At 68.5% G+C, this 15,463-nt stretch carries 7 protein-coding genes, 1 tRNA gene and 6 pseudogenes; 12 read left to right on the forward strand and 2 right to left on the reverse strand.

All coding sequences use genetic code 11. The annotated features are described in order from the left end of the window. The 4 genes and pseudogenes from E4N62_RS48895 to E4N62_RS49760 all read left to right on the forward strand — a co-directional run. Positions 1-1,452 (forward strand): annotated as a pseudogene (locus E4N62_RS48895) (group II intron reverse transcriptase/maturase); the annotation flags it as partial. A gap of 96 nt (positions 1,453-1,548) precedes the next feature. After that, positions 1,549-1,980, forward strand: a complete 432-nt coding sequence (locus tag E4N62_RS33025) for a DUF4240 domain-containing protein (RefSeq protein WP_230220372.1) — start codon at positions 1,549-1,551, stop codon at positions 1,978-1,980. Positions 1,981-2,378: 398 nt separating this feature from the next. Continuing rightward, positions 2,379-3,359, forward strand: a complete 981-nt coding sequence (locus E4N62_RS33030) for a teichoic acid biosynthesis protein C (RefSeq protein ID WP_230220374.1) — start codon at positions 2,379-2,381, stop codon at positions 3,357-3,359. 27 nt (positions 3,360-3,386) lie between these two features. Then, a pseudogene (locus E4N62_RS49760) lies at positions 3,387-3,854 on the forward strand (transposase); the annotation flags it as partial. A 915-nt stretch (positions 3,855-4,769) separates the two neighbouring features. Here E4N62_RS49760 and E4N62_RS33040 read toward each other — a convergent pair. After that, positions 4,770-5,476: pseudogene (locus E4N62_RS33040) on the reverse strand (transposase). Positions 5,477-5,745: 269 nt separating this feature from the next. Between E4N62_RS33040 and E4N62_RS33045 the strand changes: the two are divergent. Further along, positions 5,746-5,925 (forward strand): annotated as a pseudogene (locus tag E4N62_RS33045) (helix-turn-helix domain-containing protein); the annotation flags it as partial. 104 nt (positions 5,926-6,029) lie between these two features. Continuing rightward, positions 6,030-7,316, forward strand: a pseudogene (locus tag E4N62_RS33050) (tyrosine-type recombinase/integrase); the annotation flags it as partial. Positions 7,317-7,545: 229 nt separating this feature from the next. Here the strand turns inward: E4N62_RS33050 and E4N62_RS33055 are convergent. Then, positions 7,546-7,617: transfer RNA gene (locus tag E4N62_RS33055), tRNA-Arg, on the reverse strand. A gap of 125 nt (positions 7,618-7,742) precedes the next feature. Here E4N62_RS33055 and E4N62_RS33060 point away from each other — a divergent pair. From E4N62_RS33060 to thrB, 6 genes and pseudogenes are all read left to right on the forward strand, one after another. Beyond that, a pseudogene (locus tag E4N62_RS33060) lies at positions 7,743-8,243 on the forward strand (response regulator); the annotation flags it as partial. A 357-nt stretch (positions 8,244-8,600) separates the two neighbouring features. Next, a complete protein-coding gene (gene nrtL, locus E4N62_RS33065) occupies positions 8,601-9,692 on the forward strand; it encodes an ArgS-related anticodon-binding protein NrtL (protein ID WP_230220380.1) in 1,092 nt (363 codons plus the stop codon). Between the two features lie 259 nt (positions 9,693-9,951). Beyond that, on the forward strand, positions 9,952-11,343 hold the full coding sequence (gene lysA, locus E4N62_RS33070; RefSeq protein WP_230220382.1) for a diaminopimelate decarboxylase: 1,392 nt from the start codon (positions 9,952-9,954) through the stop codon (positions 11,341-11,343). 174 nt (positions 11,344-11,517) lie between these two features. Then, on the forward strand, positions 11,518-12,810 hold the full coding sequence (locus tag E4N62_RS33075; RefSeq protein WP_230220384.1) for a homoserine dehydrogenase: 1,293 nt from the start codon (positions 11,518-11,520) through the stop codon (positions 12,808-12,810). Positions 12,811-12,816: 6 nt separating this feature from the next. Beyond that, a complete protein-coding gene (gene thrC, locus E4N62_RS33080) occupies positions 12,817-13,875 on the forward strand; it encodes a threonine synthase (RefSeq protein WP_230220386.1) in 1,059 nt (352 codons plus the stop codon). Between the two features lie 335 nt (positions 13,876-14,210). Continuing rightward, complete coding sequence (thrB, locus tag E4N62_RS33085) at positions 14,211-15,164, forward strand: homoserine kinase (RefSeq protein ID WP_184899428.1); 954 nt, start codon at positions 14,211-14,213, stop codon at positions 15,162-15,164. The last annotated feature ends 299 nt before the right edge of the window (positions 15,165-15,463 follow it).

The following is a 15,463-nucleotide window of genomic DNA, read 5'->3' on the forward strand; positions in this document are numbered from 1 at the left end:
TCGTCGGGGAGGTGGTCCGCTTGCTCTTGAGGAGGCGTACTACGAGCCGACGTTCTCCGACCGATCGCATGGATTTCGTCCCCGAAGGCTGCCACCGCGCTGCGGGAGGTGGCCCACACCTGGACCGGGACGTCCTGGTTCATCGAAGGGGACATCGCCGACCGCTTCGGCAGCCTGGATCACCAGGTCCTGCTGTCGATCCTCGGCGAGAAGATCAGCGGTTCCTGCGGCTGGTGCGCAACATGCTGACAGCCGGATACCTGGAGGACTGGAAATGGGGAGCCACGCTCTCGGAGCGCCGCAGGCGGAGTGGCTCCCCGATCCTGTCCAACATCTATCTGCACAAGTTGGACGAGTTCGTCGAGAAGGTTCTGATCCCGGAGTGCACCCGTGGAGAGCGCCGGGCTCGTAACCCGGCGTATTTGAGTTGCAAAATCTGCTGGCGAAAGCCCGCTTGCGCGGTGACCGGCCTGAGGCCCGGACATTGCGTCAGCGGATGGTGAGCCTGCCGAGCGCGGATCCCAACGATCCGTCATATCGCAGGCTTCGCTATGTCCGCTACGCAGACGACCACCTCCTCGGATTTACCGGACCGAAAGCCGAGGCCGAGCAGATCAGCATCGCCTGGCCGAGTTCCTGCGTGACGAACTCAAGCTGGAACTCTCCCAGGAGAAGACGCTGGTAACCCACGCCCGTACCCGGGCGGCACGGTTTCTCGGTTACGAGATCACGACCCAGCACAACGACACGAAGAAGACCGGCCGCTACCGCAGGGTGAATGGCCAGATCGCCCTTCGTGTCCCCAGGGACGTGATCAAAGCCAAATGCGATCCCTACCTCGCCCGCGGAAAGCCCGCGAAGCGAACGGAACTGACCAACGGCAGCGATCACGCGATCGTCGCCACGTTCGGAGCCGTCTACCGGGGCATCGTCCAGTACTACCTGCTTGCCGGAGACGTCTTCCGGCTGCACCGGCTGCAATGGGTGATGGAGACCTCCATGCTCAAGACCCTTGCGGGCAAGCACCGTTCGACCGTGACGAAGATGGCCGCCAGGCACAAGGCCAGAATCGACACGCCCAACGGGCCCCGAGTCTGCTTCGAGGCCCGCATCGAGCGGGAGAACAGGAAGCCGCTGGTGGCGCGGTTCGGTGGCATCCCTCTCCAGCAGCAGCGGTCGGCGAAGGTCGTCGACCGTCGGCCTGTCTGGGTGGACTATCCGCAGAAGGAGCTGATCACCCGGCTCCTGGCGGACACGTGCGAGGTCTGCGGGGCCACCGGTGATGTCCAGGTGCATCACGTCCGAGCCCTTGCCGATCTCGCCCGTGCCGGATGGCCGCCGTCCGACTGGGCGCGCGTCATGCTCGACCGGCGGCGCAAGACCCTTGTGGCCTGCGCTGCCTGCCATGACCGTATCCACGAGGCACGAACGGCCAGATCACCCACGCCGTGATCACTGGAGAGCCGGGCTCTCATCGGATACCGGAGGCTAGCGGGGGCAGGCGTTTGACGGCTTGGTGTGTCACACCCATCCGCCATGCTCGCCAGCATGAACGAAAACGCCTTCTGGCAGCTCATCGAAGCGTGTAGCTCCTCCATCCCCGACCCCGAGGGGGATGAGCTTGCCGCTGCCCTGACAGCCCACCTGACGAACGGCTCGGTATCCGACGTGATCGGTTTCGCTGAGCAGCTCTCCTGGGCCCTGTACAGGCTGGACCGTAGGGAATACGGCGATGACCTGTCGAGCGACCAGTTCCTCTACACCCGAGCGGCGGTCGTCGCAGCTGGACGTGAGGAGTACGAGAGCGTACTTCGCGACCCACAGAGGTTCACGCCGTACGCCAACGACCTCATCTGGGCCGAGGCCCTGCTCTACGTGCCCGACAACACTTACAGGCACCTCACCGGTGACGAATGGGACCGCAACACCCGATACAGCTACGAGTCGTATTCCAACACTGCTGGGTGGACCGACGCATGACACCAGCGATCACTCTCACCTCACCATTTGAAACGACGTCTTAGTAGGCCGGGCCCACGCTCATGGACTCGCCTGTGTGCCCCCTGCCGGCGCAGCCGGGATGAGCACTTGGCATACGACGGGCCGGGGAACCGCCCAACCCACCCCCACAGCCCTGGAGGCCTACGCGTACGACCTCCTCACCACCCCGAAAGGTCCTCTCAGTTCTGAGGACGCCGAGAACAAGCTCGAGCCAGAGATGTAGGACGAGGATTCCGCCAGAGCGCGGACGTCTGCTGCCGGTCGGACCCGTGATCATTCTCCGGGGTTCTTCGCATAGGGTCGCTGTACGTTGATCGTTCGATCGGAGCGCAGTGTGCCCCGCGATCCGGTCGTCCCTAGTCGCTACAGGAGTACCCATGTCACAAGAGCCGCAGACCATCCTGACCAGGCGGGGACTGCTGCGCGTGGGCACCGGACTCGGCATCGCCGCAGTGGGTCTCGGTTACGGTGCGGGGACTGCGGCGGCCGCGGTGCCGGTGTCGCAGCGCTTCGACCTGACGCAACCCTCGCACGACCTGTACCGCGGCAAGTCGCTGCGCGACGCGACGGTTCAGCAGGGCTTCGCGTTCGACAACGTCAACCGGCGGCTGTTCGTCGCGCAGCGCCGCAACGGCACGTCCGAGACGGCCGGCGATCTCTGCGTCACGCAGCTCGACTTCTCCGGCAACTACGTCGGACACATGTACCTGACGGGCTTCGGACACGGGGTCGCCTTCGGAGCGCAGGGCGTGGGCTCGTCGACGTACCTCTGGACCGAAGTGGAGGCGAACGCGGGCGGCTACGGCAGGCGGCTCGCCCGGTTCAAGTTCACCAGCGGTACGACACTGGCGAACACGTCATCCGCGCTGACGAAGTACACCCCGGTGTCGGCGGCTACAGAGCACACCTGCTGCATCGACCCCGTCAACAACCGCCTGATCGTCCGCTACCACCTGAGTGACGGCAAGCACATAGCGGTCTACGGCCTCTCGGCGGCGTCGAACGGCGACTTCAGCTCGCCTCTCGCGAACTTCAAGCAGCCGAGCCTGCCCACACTGTCGCCGACCTTCCAGGGCTACGCCGCGTACGGCCAGTACCTTTACGCCATGACCGGGACCTCCTACGAGGCGAACGGCGGCGTCGTCGACTCCGAGATCACCAGCATCGACATGAACACCGGTGCGATCAAGCAGGGGCCGGAACTCACCAAGGCCGGCGAGTCCCTCGACTTCCGGGAGCCGGAGGGCCTGGCTGTCTACCAGACGGCCGCCGGCGAGGTCCGTCTCTTCCTCGGCTTCGCCTCGGGTTCGTCGGGCGACCGCCGCTCAAACTTGTTCTACAAGAACTCCCTTGTCTGATCCAGGAGTCCAGCAGGACTTTGCTGCCTGACGTTGCGGCAGGTGGCGCCGTTGTTCGGGGTCTCGAAGCCTGCGGCCGACCGCATCCTCGATCACTTGGCGCCCTTGCTGGCCATCTCGCCGGCCCGCCGACCGCGCAAAGACACCGTCTACATCGTCGACGGGACTCTGGTGCCCACCCGTGATCGCAGCGTGGCCGCGTCCAGTAAGAACTATCGGTACTCGACGAACGTGCAGGTCGTGATCGATGCCAACAGCCGCTTGGTAGTGGCGATCGGCCTGCCGCTGCCCGGCAGCCGCAACGACTGCCGGGCTTTCACGGAGTCCGGCGTCGACCGGGCCTGCCGCGGCGCACCGACCATCGCCGACGGTGGACACCAGGGCACCGGCCTGCTCATCCCGCACCGCAAACGACGAGGTCAGACGCACCTCAGCCCGCAGCAGGAAGCGGAGAATGCCGTCCACCGACGGGCGCGAGCCATTGCCCAGCCGGCGAACAGGGACGGGGGAAGGGTGTGGCCAGCGTCGGCGAGCAAGTCGGCCGGCTGGAAGGGTCGGGTCGATCGGTGCGAACGACCCGGGGCCGTTCGGGAGTGCCGCCGCGCCTTTCGCGCGGTGCGGCCGAACGTCGCTGGGTGGCCTTCCAGCCGCAGCGGACTGCGGACAACCCGTCGATGTGGGTTCGCCTGCCTCACGATGGCTCTAGAATCGCGTCCGCCCATGATCATTCTTGCTACAGACGGGATTACGGTGTCGATTTTCGCGAAACGGACCGCCACGCTTCTGGCCGCGACCGGTATGGCAGTCAGCATCTCCCTTGGTTCCGGCGCGGGCACAGCCGCGGCTGCTCCCACGCTGACCTACGACGTGAGCTGGTCTCAGACCAACAAATCGGCGATCTACTACCTCTACGCCAACGGTGCCTACGCCGGATTCGTGGAATGGCACGCTGACCCGGTGGGCTCCACCCCTGGTGACGCGCTGCGGGCGCGTGACAGCACGGCAGACGGGTGGGGCGTCGAGGCGACGGTCCGTACGGTCACGCTCGGCTGGTCCCGTACGGCTTCCACCCAGGGATACCCGTCCCCCTACACGACTCCGTGGAAGACCGGCAACCTCGATGAGTGGACCAAGCTGATACTCACGGGCTGCCTGGTGAAGGGCTCGGAGGAGGTCTGCACCGCGGGCCACTACGTCTACGCGTAGCCGTGGCCCCTCGACGGGACGAACCGGCGGGCGGCGGGAGGGGGATCCGTGATCCCGCCACTGCGTGGTACCGGTAGTTCTTGGACCGCTCGCCACGGAGTTGTGTCCGTCGCTGGTTACTCGACGGTCGCCGGGGTGGCGACCTGGTCGCACAACTCGAACAGCGGGAACCACTCCTAACGGTTGTCCCGTATGAGGTGTGAGTTATCCGGCGAGGGAGAGGTTGTGGAGCCGGGCGATGCCCAGCATGGCCTGGTTAACGCCGTTGCCCTTGAGCCGGCAGTCCCGCAGGATCTTCCAGTTCTTCAACCGCGACAGGGCGGGTTCCACCCGGGCTCGCGCCCGTCGGTGGACGGCATTCTCCGCTTCCTGCTGCGGGCTGAGGTGCGTCTGACCTCGTCGTTTGCGGTGCGGGATGAGCAGGCCGGTGCCCTGGTGTCCACCGTCGGCGATGGTCGGTGCGCCGCGGCAGGCCCGGTCGACGCCGGACTCCGTGAAAGCCCGGCAGTCGTTGCGGCTGCCGGGCAGCGGCAGGCCGATCGCCACTACCAAGCGGCTGTTGGCATCGATCACGACCTGCACGTTCGTCGAGTACCGATAGTTCTTACTGGACGCGGCCACGCTGCGATCACGGGTGGGCACCAGAGTCCCGTCGACGATGTAGACGGTGTCTTTGCGCGGTCGGCGGGCCGGCGAGATGGCCAGCAAGGGCGCCAAGTGATCGAGGATGCGGTCGGCCGCAGGCTTCGAGACCCCGAACAACGGCGCCACCTGCCGCAACGTCAGGTTCGTGCGCCAGTAGCGACCAGCAACACCCGGTTCTCCAGCGGCAGCCGCCAGGGACGGCCGCGCTTCGGATCATCCGCTGAGATCGCCCCACCCATGCCCAGGCAACGCACCAACTGCCCCACCGGTTACGGGACAACCTCTAGCTGCCGGGCATGCTCGTTGCGGCAGCATCCGCCCGACGGGCCCTACTTCGCCCCTGAGCCGTTGGCATCCCCGGCGGTGAAGAGGGCCCACGGAGCGGCCGCACGGACGCACCGGAGGGCTTCCCATGTTGTCTAGGCCCACCGTCAAACGACTGCTGGGACCAGAACGTCAGGCATCAACTGGGATCCGACATCGTGCTGCCCTGTGGTGTAGAACCCTGAGCATGGGGAGTGAGCGGCGGGAGCGGATGCGGGCGCTTGGTGCGCGTCTTCGGGAACTGCGGGCAGAAACCGGGTTGACCGGTGCTGTGCTGGCGCAGCGCGCTGGGGTGGGGCAGCCGACCGTGTCCAAGGTAGAGACCGGGCGCATGGTTCCGAGCATTGATGTGCTCGACCGGCTCTCGCGGGCCCTCGGCCTCGATGAGTCGACCGCTCGTGAGGTCCGTGAGCTGCTGTACGCCGTGATGGCCGCTCCGGGCGCTGATCAACAAGCAGCGGGCACAACTCCGAGCGCCGGTAGCACCGTTGATGGGCGCTCGCCGACAACTTCCGCGCGAAGCTTCTCCGGGCTGCTCAGAAGGGGGAGGCGTTCGACATGGAAACCGGGCTGCCAGACTCCATGGCACCTGCCAAGGAGTCTCGTACCTGGTACGACTTCGCGCGGGCGTACGTCGCCATGAAGTGGCCGCACGCCGCTCCGAACTCCCGCGACAGTCTGAACGAGACCATGACCCTCGTCACGACTGAACTCCTGGGTGATCGGTCTGGGCGCCCGGCCGACGACATCTTGCGGCGTGCTCTGCGCGGCTGGGCCTTCGTCGTCCAGACCGGGGACGGGAACGAACCCCCGGTGGACATCGGAAACGCTCTTCGCTGGGTGGCCAAAGCCTCGCTGCCGCTGGCCACGCTCAAGAATCCGGCGGACATTCGCCGTGTCCTCGACTCGCTCAAGCTCAGGCTTTCCGGGGATCCGGCGGCTGCCGAGACGGTGAGGCGAAAGCGGGCGGTCCTCTTCAACGCCCTGGCCTACGCGGTCGAACTGGGGGAGCTGCCTGAGAACCCCGTGACGCTCGTGAAGTGGAAGCTGCCCAAGGTCACCAAGGAAGTGGACCGCCGGGTTGTGGTGAACCCTCAGCAAGCCCGGGATCTCCTCGCTGCGGTCTCGTACGTGGGCGGCTACCGCCGGGCCCGTGGACGCCGCCTCGTCGCCCTCTTCGCCTGTATGTACTTCGGTGGGCTGCGGCCGGCGGAAGCTGTGGGTCTGCGACGCCTGGACTGCACGTTGCCGGAGGCGGGTTGGGGTTCGCTGATTCTGGAGAAGACCCGCCCGACCGTCGGAAAGCGCTGGACCGGAACGGGGGAAGTGCACGACAACCGGGGCCTCAAGAACCGCCCCGCGAACGAAACCCGGATCGTCCCCATCCCGCCTCGCCTCGTCCGCGTACTCCTCGCCCACATCAAGGAATTCGGCACCGCCAAGGACGGACGGATGTTCGCCAACGAACGCGGGGGAGTGGTCGCCTCTACCACCTACTGGCGTGTCTGGGACGAGGCTCGACACCTGGCGCTCACGCCGGAGCAGGTGGCCTCGCCGTTGGCGGCTCGACCGTACGACCTGCGGCACGCCGCGCTCTCCTCCTGGCTCAACGCTGGTGTGGACCCCACCGAGGTTGCCGAGCGGGCGGGCAACAGCGTTGAGGTGCTCCTGAGCCGGTACGCCAAGTGCCTCGACGGTCGGCAGGACGTCGCCAATCGGCGGATCGCCGAACTCCTCGGCGAGGATGACGACCAGGAGAACGGGCCCGGCGCCGGGCCCTGATCCACGCGCTCCTCACGCACACCTGCGGCATGATGGCCCCTGGACTCAGGTCCGGGGGCCTCGTCGTTTCCCGGGTCCCACCTGCGGGTTCGTGCTCTGCGGCCAGTCCACACATAGTCCACAGCACCCGACATACAGCCGCTCCGAGCGGCACACGGCTGCACATACGCGAAGACCCCGGCCTCAGCGTTTCCGCTGGTGACGGGGTCTTTGGGCACCTCATGCAGGGTGCCCCCGGCAGGATTCGAACCTGCGCACACGGCTCCGGAGGCCGTTGCTCTATCCCCTGAGCTACGGGGGCGTGCCGGGCGCCTTGTTTGGCGGCGACGGGTAGAACCCTACCAGCTCCCCGAGGGAGATCATGAACGGTTTTCGTGGGGGAGGGAGTGGGGTTGAGCGGCCCAGGACCGCCCGCAGGGGGTGGAAGTGGGGAAAACCCGGACGCGGCGGTGGGTGTCGACCTACTCTCGAGTTGTGCCAGGCGCGTCCGGCCGGGTGCTTGTTGTGGACGACAACAAGGTCATCCGGCAGCTGATCAGGGTCAACCTCGAGCTGGAGGGCTTCGAGGTGGTGACCGCGGCTGATGGTGCCGAATGCCTGGACGTCGTTCATCAGGTGCGGCCCGACCTCATCACCCTCGACGTCGTCATGCCTCGGCTCGACGGTCTCCGTACCGCCGCCCAGCTCCGCGGCGACCCGCGCACACGGCGTCTGCCACTCGCCATCGTCAGCGCCTGTACCCAACACGAGGTCGAGGCCGGGCTCGACGTCGGCGTCGACGCGTTCCTCGCCAAGCCCTTCGAACCGAGCGAACTCGTCTCCTTGGTCCGGCAGTTGGTCGAGCAGGCGCGGCTCGGGAGCGGTGTGGCCGCGTCTGACGGGGGCGGCGGCGTCGCAGCCGACGGTCCAGTCGCCTCCGCCACCACCCTCGGCTCCGGCACCGCCACGTCCACCACCGCCCCCAACGCTGCCATCGCTCCCTCCTCCACCGCCGGGTCCACGGCTGGCGGCTCGGGCAACGGGAGCGACCAACCCGAGCGTGCCCAGCGCGCAGGCCGTACCGGAAGTTGATTCGAGGGCGCGACACCTGACGTCTGACACCTGACGCGTGACACCTGACACCTGACGCGTGACGCGTGACGCGTCAGGTGTCAGGTGTCTCCACGGACTCCTTCTCCTTCTCTTTGTGCTTCGGCCTCGCCAGAAGCCCCGCCCGTCCACATCGCGGACCCCGAGGTAAACCGGCTCGCATACCCACCTCCCTCCTCCCATACGCTTGTCCCCGTGACCCCCGTCGAGCTCTCCCGTACCGTGCTGCGCGCGGTGCGTCGTGCTGTCGACGACGGGGAGCTGAGCGTGGCCGTGCCCGCACGCGCCGTCGTCACCCCGCCGGGGCCCGGCGGGCGCGGGGACTACGCCACGAACATCGCCCTGCAGCTGGCCCGGCCCGCCGGTCGGCCTCCCCTGCAAGTCGCCGAGATACTGCGACCCCACCTCAGCCGCACCGACGGAGTCGCCGCCGTCGAGATCACCGGCCCCGGCTTCCTCAACATCCACCTCGACCGGGCCGCCGTCACCGCCCTCGTGCGCCGGATCCAGGGCAACGGGGGTGCTCCGGACACGACGAGTGCTCTTCCCTACGGTCACAGCGACACCCTCGCCGGGCACGTCGTCCGGCTGCGCATCCCGTACGACATCCGCGCCGAGGTCGTCGCCGACGCGCTCGTACGGATCATCGCCAGTCAGGGTGGTCGGGTCGAGGTCGATCACGTGTCCGGTCCACTTCTGAAGCCTGGTGCCGATGACCGGAGCCGGGCCACGCCGCTCGGCGCTCCGGAAACGGCCCTCACCAGCGCGCTCACCTCCTCCACCCCATCGACCTCCGCCCCGTCCCCGCCCCGGAGGACCCCACCCCCTCGGCCCCGACGCCCTCCGTTGGGCCCTGCTGCACCGGCCGCCCACGACCGGCCCCGGATCACGGCGGACCTCCTCGTGCAGCGGGCCGCCAACCCCGGGTCCGTTACGCCCACGCCCGGGCCCGCGCGCTCACCCGCAACGCCGCGGGCCTCGGGTTCACAGGCGACGTCACCACCCCGACGTCACCGCCCCAGACGTGGCCACCCCCTCGTCAGCGCCCTCACCGAGTACCCCTCCGTCCTCGCCCGAGCGGCCACGCACCGCGCTCCCGATCGTCTCGCCCGGCACCTGGTCGTCCTCGCCGACGCCCTGCTCGCCTTCCAGCACACGGTGCTGCCGCGCGGCGACGAGAAACCCTCGGCCGCCCACCGGGCCCGGCTGGCCCTTGCCGAAGCCGCCGGGACGGTGCTGGCCGGCGGCCTGTCCCTGCTCGGCATCGACGCACCCGAATATCTCTGAGCGAGCGAGGGAGCAAGCCAGGAGCGAGGAGCGAGCGAGCCGGAGGCCATAGCCCAAGCCCAGGTCCAACCAAGGTCCAAGCCAGGTCCGAGCCCGAACCGCAAGCCGAGCCGCCGACCGCAAGCCGCAAGCGAGCTAAGCGAAGCGCAGTCGAGCCGACAGTCACCGCCGCCCGCCCGCCCATCCGCCCGCACCACACCGCACCCGGCCAAAGCCCCCGCGCCGCCCGCCCAGAGAGCACACAGAAAGCCGTAGGAAAATGAGTCGTTCCGCACACCCCGCCGGGCCCCGTCACGCCGACGTGCTTCCCGAGGGGCACTATTCCGCCCCGCCTGCCGACCTGAACACGCTGGACCCGAAGGTGTGGGCGCAGACCGTCACCCGTACCCCCGACGGAGTCGTCAGCGTCGGCGGGATCGATGTGAAGGCGCTCGCGGAGGAGTTCGGTACGCCCGCGTACTTCGTCGACGAGGCCGACTTCCGCGCGCGGGCGCGCGCCTGGCGCACCGCGTTCGGGCAGGACGCCGACGTGTTCTACGCGGGCAAGGCGTTCCTGTCCCGGGCCGTCGTGCGCTGGCTGCACGAGGAGGGGCTCAACCTCGACGTCTGCTCCGGCGGCGAGCTGGCCACCGCGCTCTCCGCCGGTATGCCCGCCGACCGCATCGCCTTCCACGGCAACAACAAGTCCGAGAGCGAGATCCGCCGGGCCGTCGAGGCCGGCGTCGGGCGGATCGTGCTCGACTCCTTCCAGGAGATCGTGCGCGTCGCGCACATCGCCCAGTCGCTCGGCACGCGGCAGCGGGTGCAGATCCGCGTCACCGTCGGCGTCGAGGCCCACACCCACGAGTTCATCGCCACCGCCCACGAGGACCAGAAGTTCGGGATTCCGCTCGCAGGCGGGCAGGCCGCCGAAGCCGTGCGGCGGGCGCTCAAGCTCGACGGGCTCGAACTCATCGGCATCCACAGCCACATCGGTTCGCAGATCTTCGACACCTCCGGGTTCGAGGTCGCCGCCCACCGTGTCGTCGGGCTGCTCAAGCAGATCCGTGACGAGCACGGCGTCGAGCTGCCCGAGATCGACCTCGGCGGCGGGCTCGGCATCGCCTACACCAGCGACGACGACCCCCGTGAGCCCCACGAGATCGCCAAGGCGTTGACCGAGATCGTCAACCGGGAGTGCGACACCGCCAAGCTGCGCGCCCCGCGCATCTCCGTCGAGCCGGGGCGGGCCATCGTCGGGCCCACCGCCTTCACGCTCTACGAGGTCGGGACCATCAAGCCGCTGGACGGGCTGCGGACGTACGTGTCCGTCGACGGGGGAATGTCGGACAACATCAGGACCGCGCTCTACGACGCCGAGTACAGCGTCGCGCTGGTGTCCCGGACCTCCGACGCCGAGCCGATGCTCGCGCGTGTGGTCGGCAAGCACTGCGAGAGCGGTGACATCGTGGTGAGGGACGCGTTCCTGCCTGCGGACCTGGCACCGGGTGACCTGATCGCCGTGCCGGCGACGGGCGCGTACTGCCGTTCCATGGCGAGCAATTACAACCACGTCCTGCGCCCGCCGGTCGTCGCCGTCAATGATGGAGAGGCCCGTGTCATCGTCCGCCGCGAGACGGAGGAGGATCTTCTCCGGCTCGACGTCGGCTGAAGCGCGGCGGCAATAGAGGATGAAGAACCTCAGAGCCGGAAGATCTCCGTCCTCCGGCGCTGAGAAAATGAAATAGATGTCTCACGATCCGGACCAGGGATAGAAACTCCCGTCCGGTGAGTGAGACTGGTCCCACCGTGTTCGGTATGTCGGTATGTGAGGAAACGAGGTCGGATGATGCGTACGCGTCCGCTGAAGGTGGCGCTGCTGGGCTGTGGGGTTGTCGGCTCAGAGGTGGCGCGCATCATGACGACGCACGCCGACGATCTCGCCGCGCGCATCGGCGCCCCGGTGGAGCTCGCGGGCGTGGCGGTCCGGCGGCCCTCGCGGGTGCGTGAGGGCATCGACCCGGCGCTCGTCACCACCGACGCGACCGCCCTGGTCAAACGGGGGGACATCGACGTCGTCGTCGAGGTCATCGGCGGTATCGAGCCCGCCCGCTCCCTCATCACCACCGCGTTCGAGTACGGCGCCTCCGTCGTCTCCGCCAACAAGGCCCTCCTCGCCCAGGACGGCGCCGCCCTGCACGCCGCCGCCGGGGACCACGACGCGGACCTCTACTACGAGGCCGCCGTCGCCGGTGCCATCCCGCTGATCCGGCCGCTGCGCGAGTCCCTCGCCGGCGACAAGATCAACCGGGTGATGGGCATCGTCAACGGGACGACCAACTTCATCCTCGACAAGATGGACACCACCGGGGCCGGTTATCAGGAGGCCCTCGACGAGGCCACCGCCCTCGGGTACGCGGAAGCCGACCCGACCGCGGACGTGGAGGGGTTCGACGCCGCCGCGAAGGCCGCGATCCTCGCCGGTATCGCCTTCCACTCGCGCGTGCGGCTCGACGACGTGTACCGCGAGGGCATGACCGAGGTCACGGCGGCCGACTTCGCCTCCGCCAAGAACATGGGCTGCACCATCAAGCTGCTCGCCATCTGCGAGCGGGCCGCGGACGGCGGGTCCGTCACCGCGCGCGTGCACCCCGCGATGATCCCGCTGACCCACCCGCTGGCCTCCGTGCGCGGCGCCTACAACGCGGTGTTCGTGGAGTCGGACGCCGCAGGTCAGCTGATGTTCTACGGGCCGGGCGCGGGCGGTGCCCCCACCGCCTCCGCCGTGCTCGGTGACCTCGTGGCCGTATGCCGCAACCGCCTCGCCGGCTCCACCGGACCCGGCGAGTCCGCCTATGCCGCCCTGCCGGTCTCGCCGATGGGCGAGGTCGTCACGCGCTACCACATCAGCCTCGACGTCGCCGACAAACCGGGAGTTCTCGCCCAGGTGGCGACCGTGTTCGCGGAGCACGGTGTGTCGATCGATACGGTTCGGCAGACGGGCAAGGACGGCGAGGCCTCTCTCGTCGTCGTCACCCACCGCGCCTCCGACGCCTCCCTCACCGGGACCGTCGAGGCGCTGCGCAACCTCGACACCGTGCGGGGTGTCGCCAGCATCATGCGGGTTGAAGGAGAGTAACCAGCAATGACCCACCAATGGCGCGGAATCATCGAGGAGTACCGGGACCGGCTGCCCGTCTCCGACAGCACGCCGGTCGTGACGCTCCGCGAGGGCGGCACGCCCCTCGTACCCGCGCAGGTGCTCTCCGAGCGCACGGGCTGCGAGGTCCACCTCAAGGTGGAGGGCGCGAACCCCACCGGATCCTTCAAGGACCGCGGTATGACCATGGCCATCTCGCGTGCGAAGGAAGAGGGCGCGAAGGCCGTCATCTGTGCCTCCACGGGCAACACCTCTGCCTCCGCGGCCGCCTACGCCGTCCGCGCGGGCATGGTCTCGGCCGTGCTCGTCCCGCAGGGCAAGATCGCGCTGGGCAAGATGGGCCAGGCCCTGGTGCACGGCGCGAAGATCCTCCAGGTCGACGGCAACTTCGACGACTGCCTCACCCTCGCGCGTGAACTGAGCGACAACTACCCGGTGGCGCTGGTCAATTCAGTCAACCCGGTGCGGATCGAGGGCCAGAAGACCGCCGCGTTCGAGATCGTGGACATGCTCGGCGACGCCCCCGACATCCATGTCCTGCCGGTGGGCAACGCGGGCAACATCACGGCGTACTGGAGGGGCTACAAGGAGTACGCCGCCGACGGCATCGCCGCGAAGACGCCACGGATGTGGGGCTTCCAGGCCTCCGGTTCCGCGCCGATCGTGCGCGGCGAGGTCGTCAAGGACCCGTCGACGATCGCCACCGCGATCCGGATCGGCAACCCCGCGTCCTGGCAGTACGCCCTGGCCGCGCGGGACGAGTCCGGCGGCTTCATCGACGAGGTGACGGACCGTGAGATCCTGCGCGCCTACCGGCTGTTGGCCGCTCAGGAGGGTGTGTTCGTGGAGCCTGCCTCCGCCGCCTCCGTGGCCGGTCTGTTGAAGGCCGCCGAGGCCGGCAAGGTCGACCCGGGCCAGACCATCGTCTGCACGGTCACCGGCAACGGCCTGAAGGACCCCGACTGGGCCGTCGCGGGCGCCCCGCAGCCCGTCACGGTCCCGGTGGACGCGGCGACGGCGGCCGAGCGCCTCGGCCTCGCGTAACGACACGGACGGCTGCTCGCGTATCCTCTCGCCCAGCCGTTCGAAAAGACCTGGGAGTCGCGCGTAGACGTCGATTCTCGGGGGATAACCCTGACAGGACCCGACAGGGGGTGCACAGGGGGCTTACGACACGCATCGTGCGCCTCCTGTGCGCCCTATGTCGCCACAGAACCTTCCTTCGATAGGCTGTGGTGAACCCGCCCGCTGCATATGCCCCGCAAGGGTGCGGCGCCGCGCCGTCCTGAGCGGCCGCAGGGTTCCAGGTACCTGTCGAACGCCAATCGAATGTCATTCGACAATCGTCAATCTCGCAGCTCAAGGAGAGTCATCGAGCGATGGCCGGTCCAGCGTTCCGCGCCGCCGCCGTACGGGTGCGCGTCCCCGCCACCAGCGCCAACCTCGGTCCGGGCTTCGACGCCCTGGGTCTGTCGCTGGGGCTCTACGACGACGTGGTCGTCCGGGTGGCCGACTCCGGCCTGCACGTCGACATCGCGGGGGAGGGCAGCGAGACGCTCCCGCGCGACGAGCGGCATCTGCTCGTCCGCTCCCTGCGCACCGCCTTCGACCTGCTCGGCGGACAGCCCCGGGGCCTGGAGATCGTCTGCGCCAACCGCATCCCGCACGGCCGCGGTCTCGGCTCCTCCTCCGCCGCCATCTGCGCCGGCATCGTCGCCGCCCGTGCCGTGACCATAGGCGGGGACAACCGGCTCGACGACGCCGCGCTGCTCGAACTGGCCACGGAGATCGAGGGCCACCCCGACAACGTCGCGGCCTGCCTCCTCGGTGGTTTCACCCTCTCCTGGATGGAGGGCGGCGCCGCGCGGGCGATCAGGATGGACCCCGCGGATTCCATCGTTCCGGTGGTTTTCGTGCCCGGGAAGCCGGTTCTGACGGAGACAGCGCGCGGACTGCTCCCGCGCAACGTCCCGCACGTCGACGCTGCCACCAACGCGGGCCGGGCGGCCCTCCTCGTGGAGGCCCTGACCAGGCGCCCCGAACTGCTGCTGCCCGCGACCGAGGACCGGCTGCACCAGGAGTACCGGGCGCCCGCCATGCCGGAGAGCGCGGCCCTGGTCGAGCGACTGCGGGCCGACGGCGTCCCGGCGGTCATCTCCGGCGCCGGACCCACCGTCCTGGCCCTGGCCGACGAGGCCAGTGCCGACAAGGTGGCCGATCTCGCGGGTGCGGGATGGGCCGCGAACCGGCTGGACCTCGACGCCCGAGGGGCGTGCGTCCTGCCGCTCACCACCACCGTCGCCGAACGCGGCGTCGACACCGGCGACGCGTAGGGGCGCGGTTGCCGGATTTCGAGAGGGGGAATGTTTGTTGGATCCGGTAGTGTTAACCTCAAGTCTGCACCTGCCCCAGCCATGGCGAGGTGCTTATCGTCCCCGTCCGGGACAACCATTCTTCCGGGAGTCTCCCAAGCCGCACTGTGCTTCGTACGTCAAGCTGTACGCCGTACGCAGGCACTGAGCGGTCTGCCGAGCAGGCTCCGGAACCGGCGTTGCCGAGCCGCGTGACACAGACATTCAGTGCCACGGCCCGGAAAGCGCCGAATCACCAGAAATTCCCCTCCGCCGCCTTT

Origin of the sequence: Streptomyces sp. MNU76 (genome assembly GCF_020982545.1) — a bacterium.
In the GTDB taxonomy this organism is placed as follows: domain Bacteria; phylum Actinomycetota; class Actinomycetes; order Streptomycetales; family Streptomycetaceae; genus Streptomyces.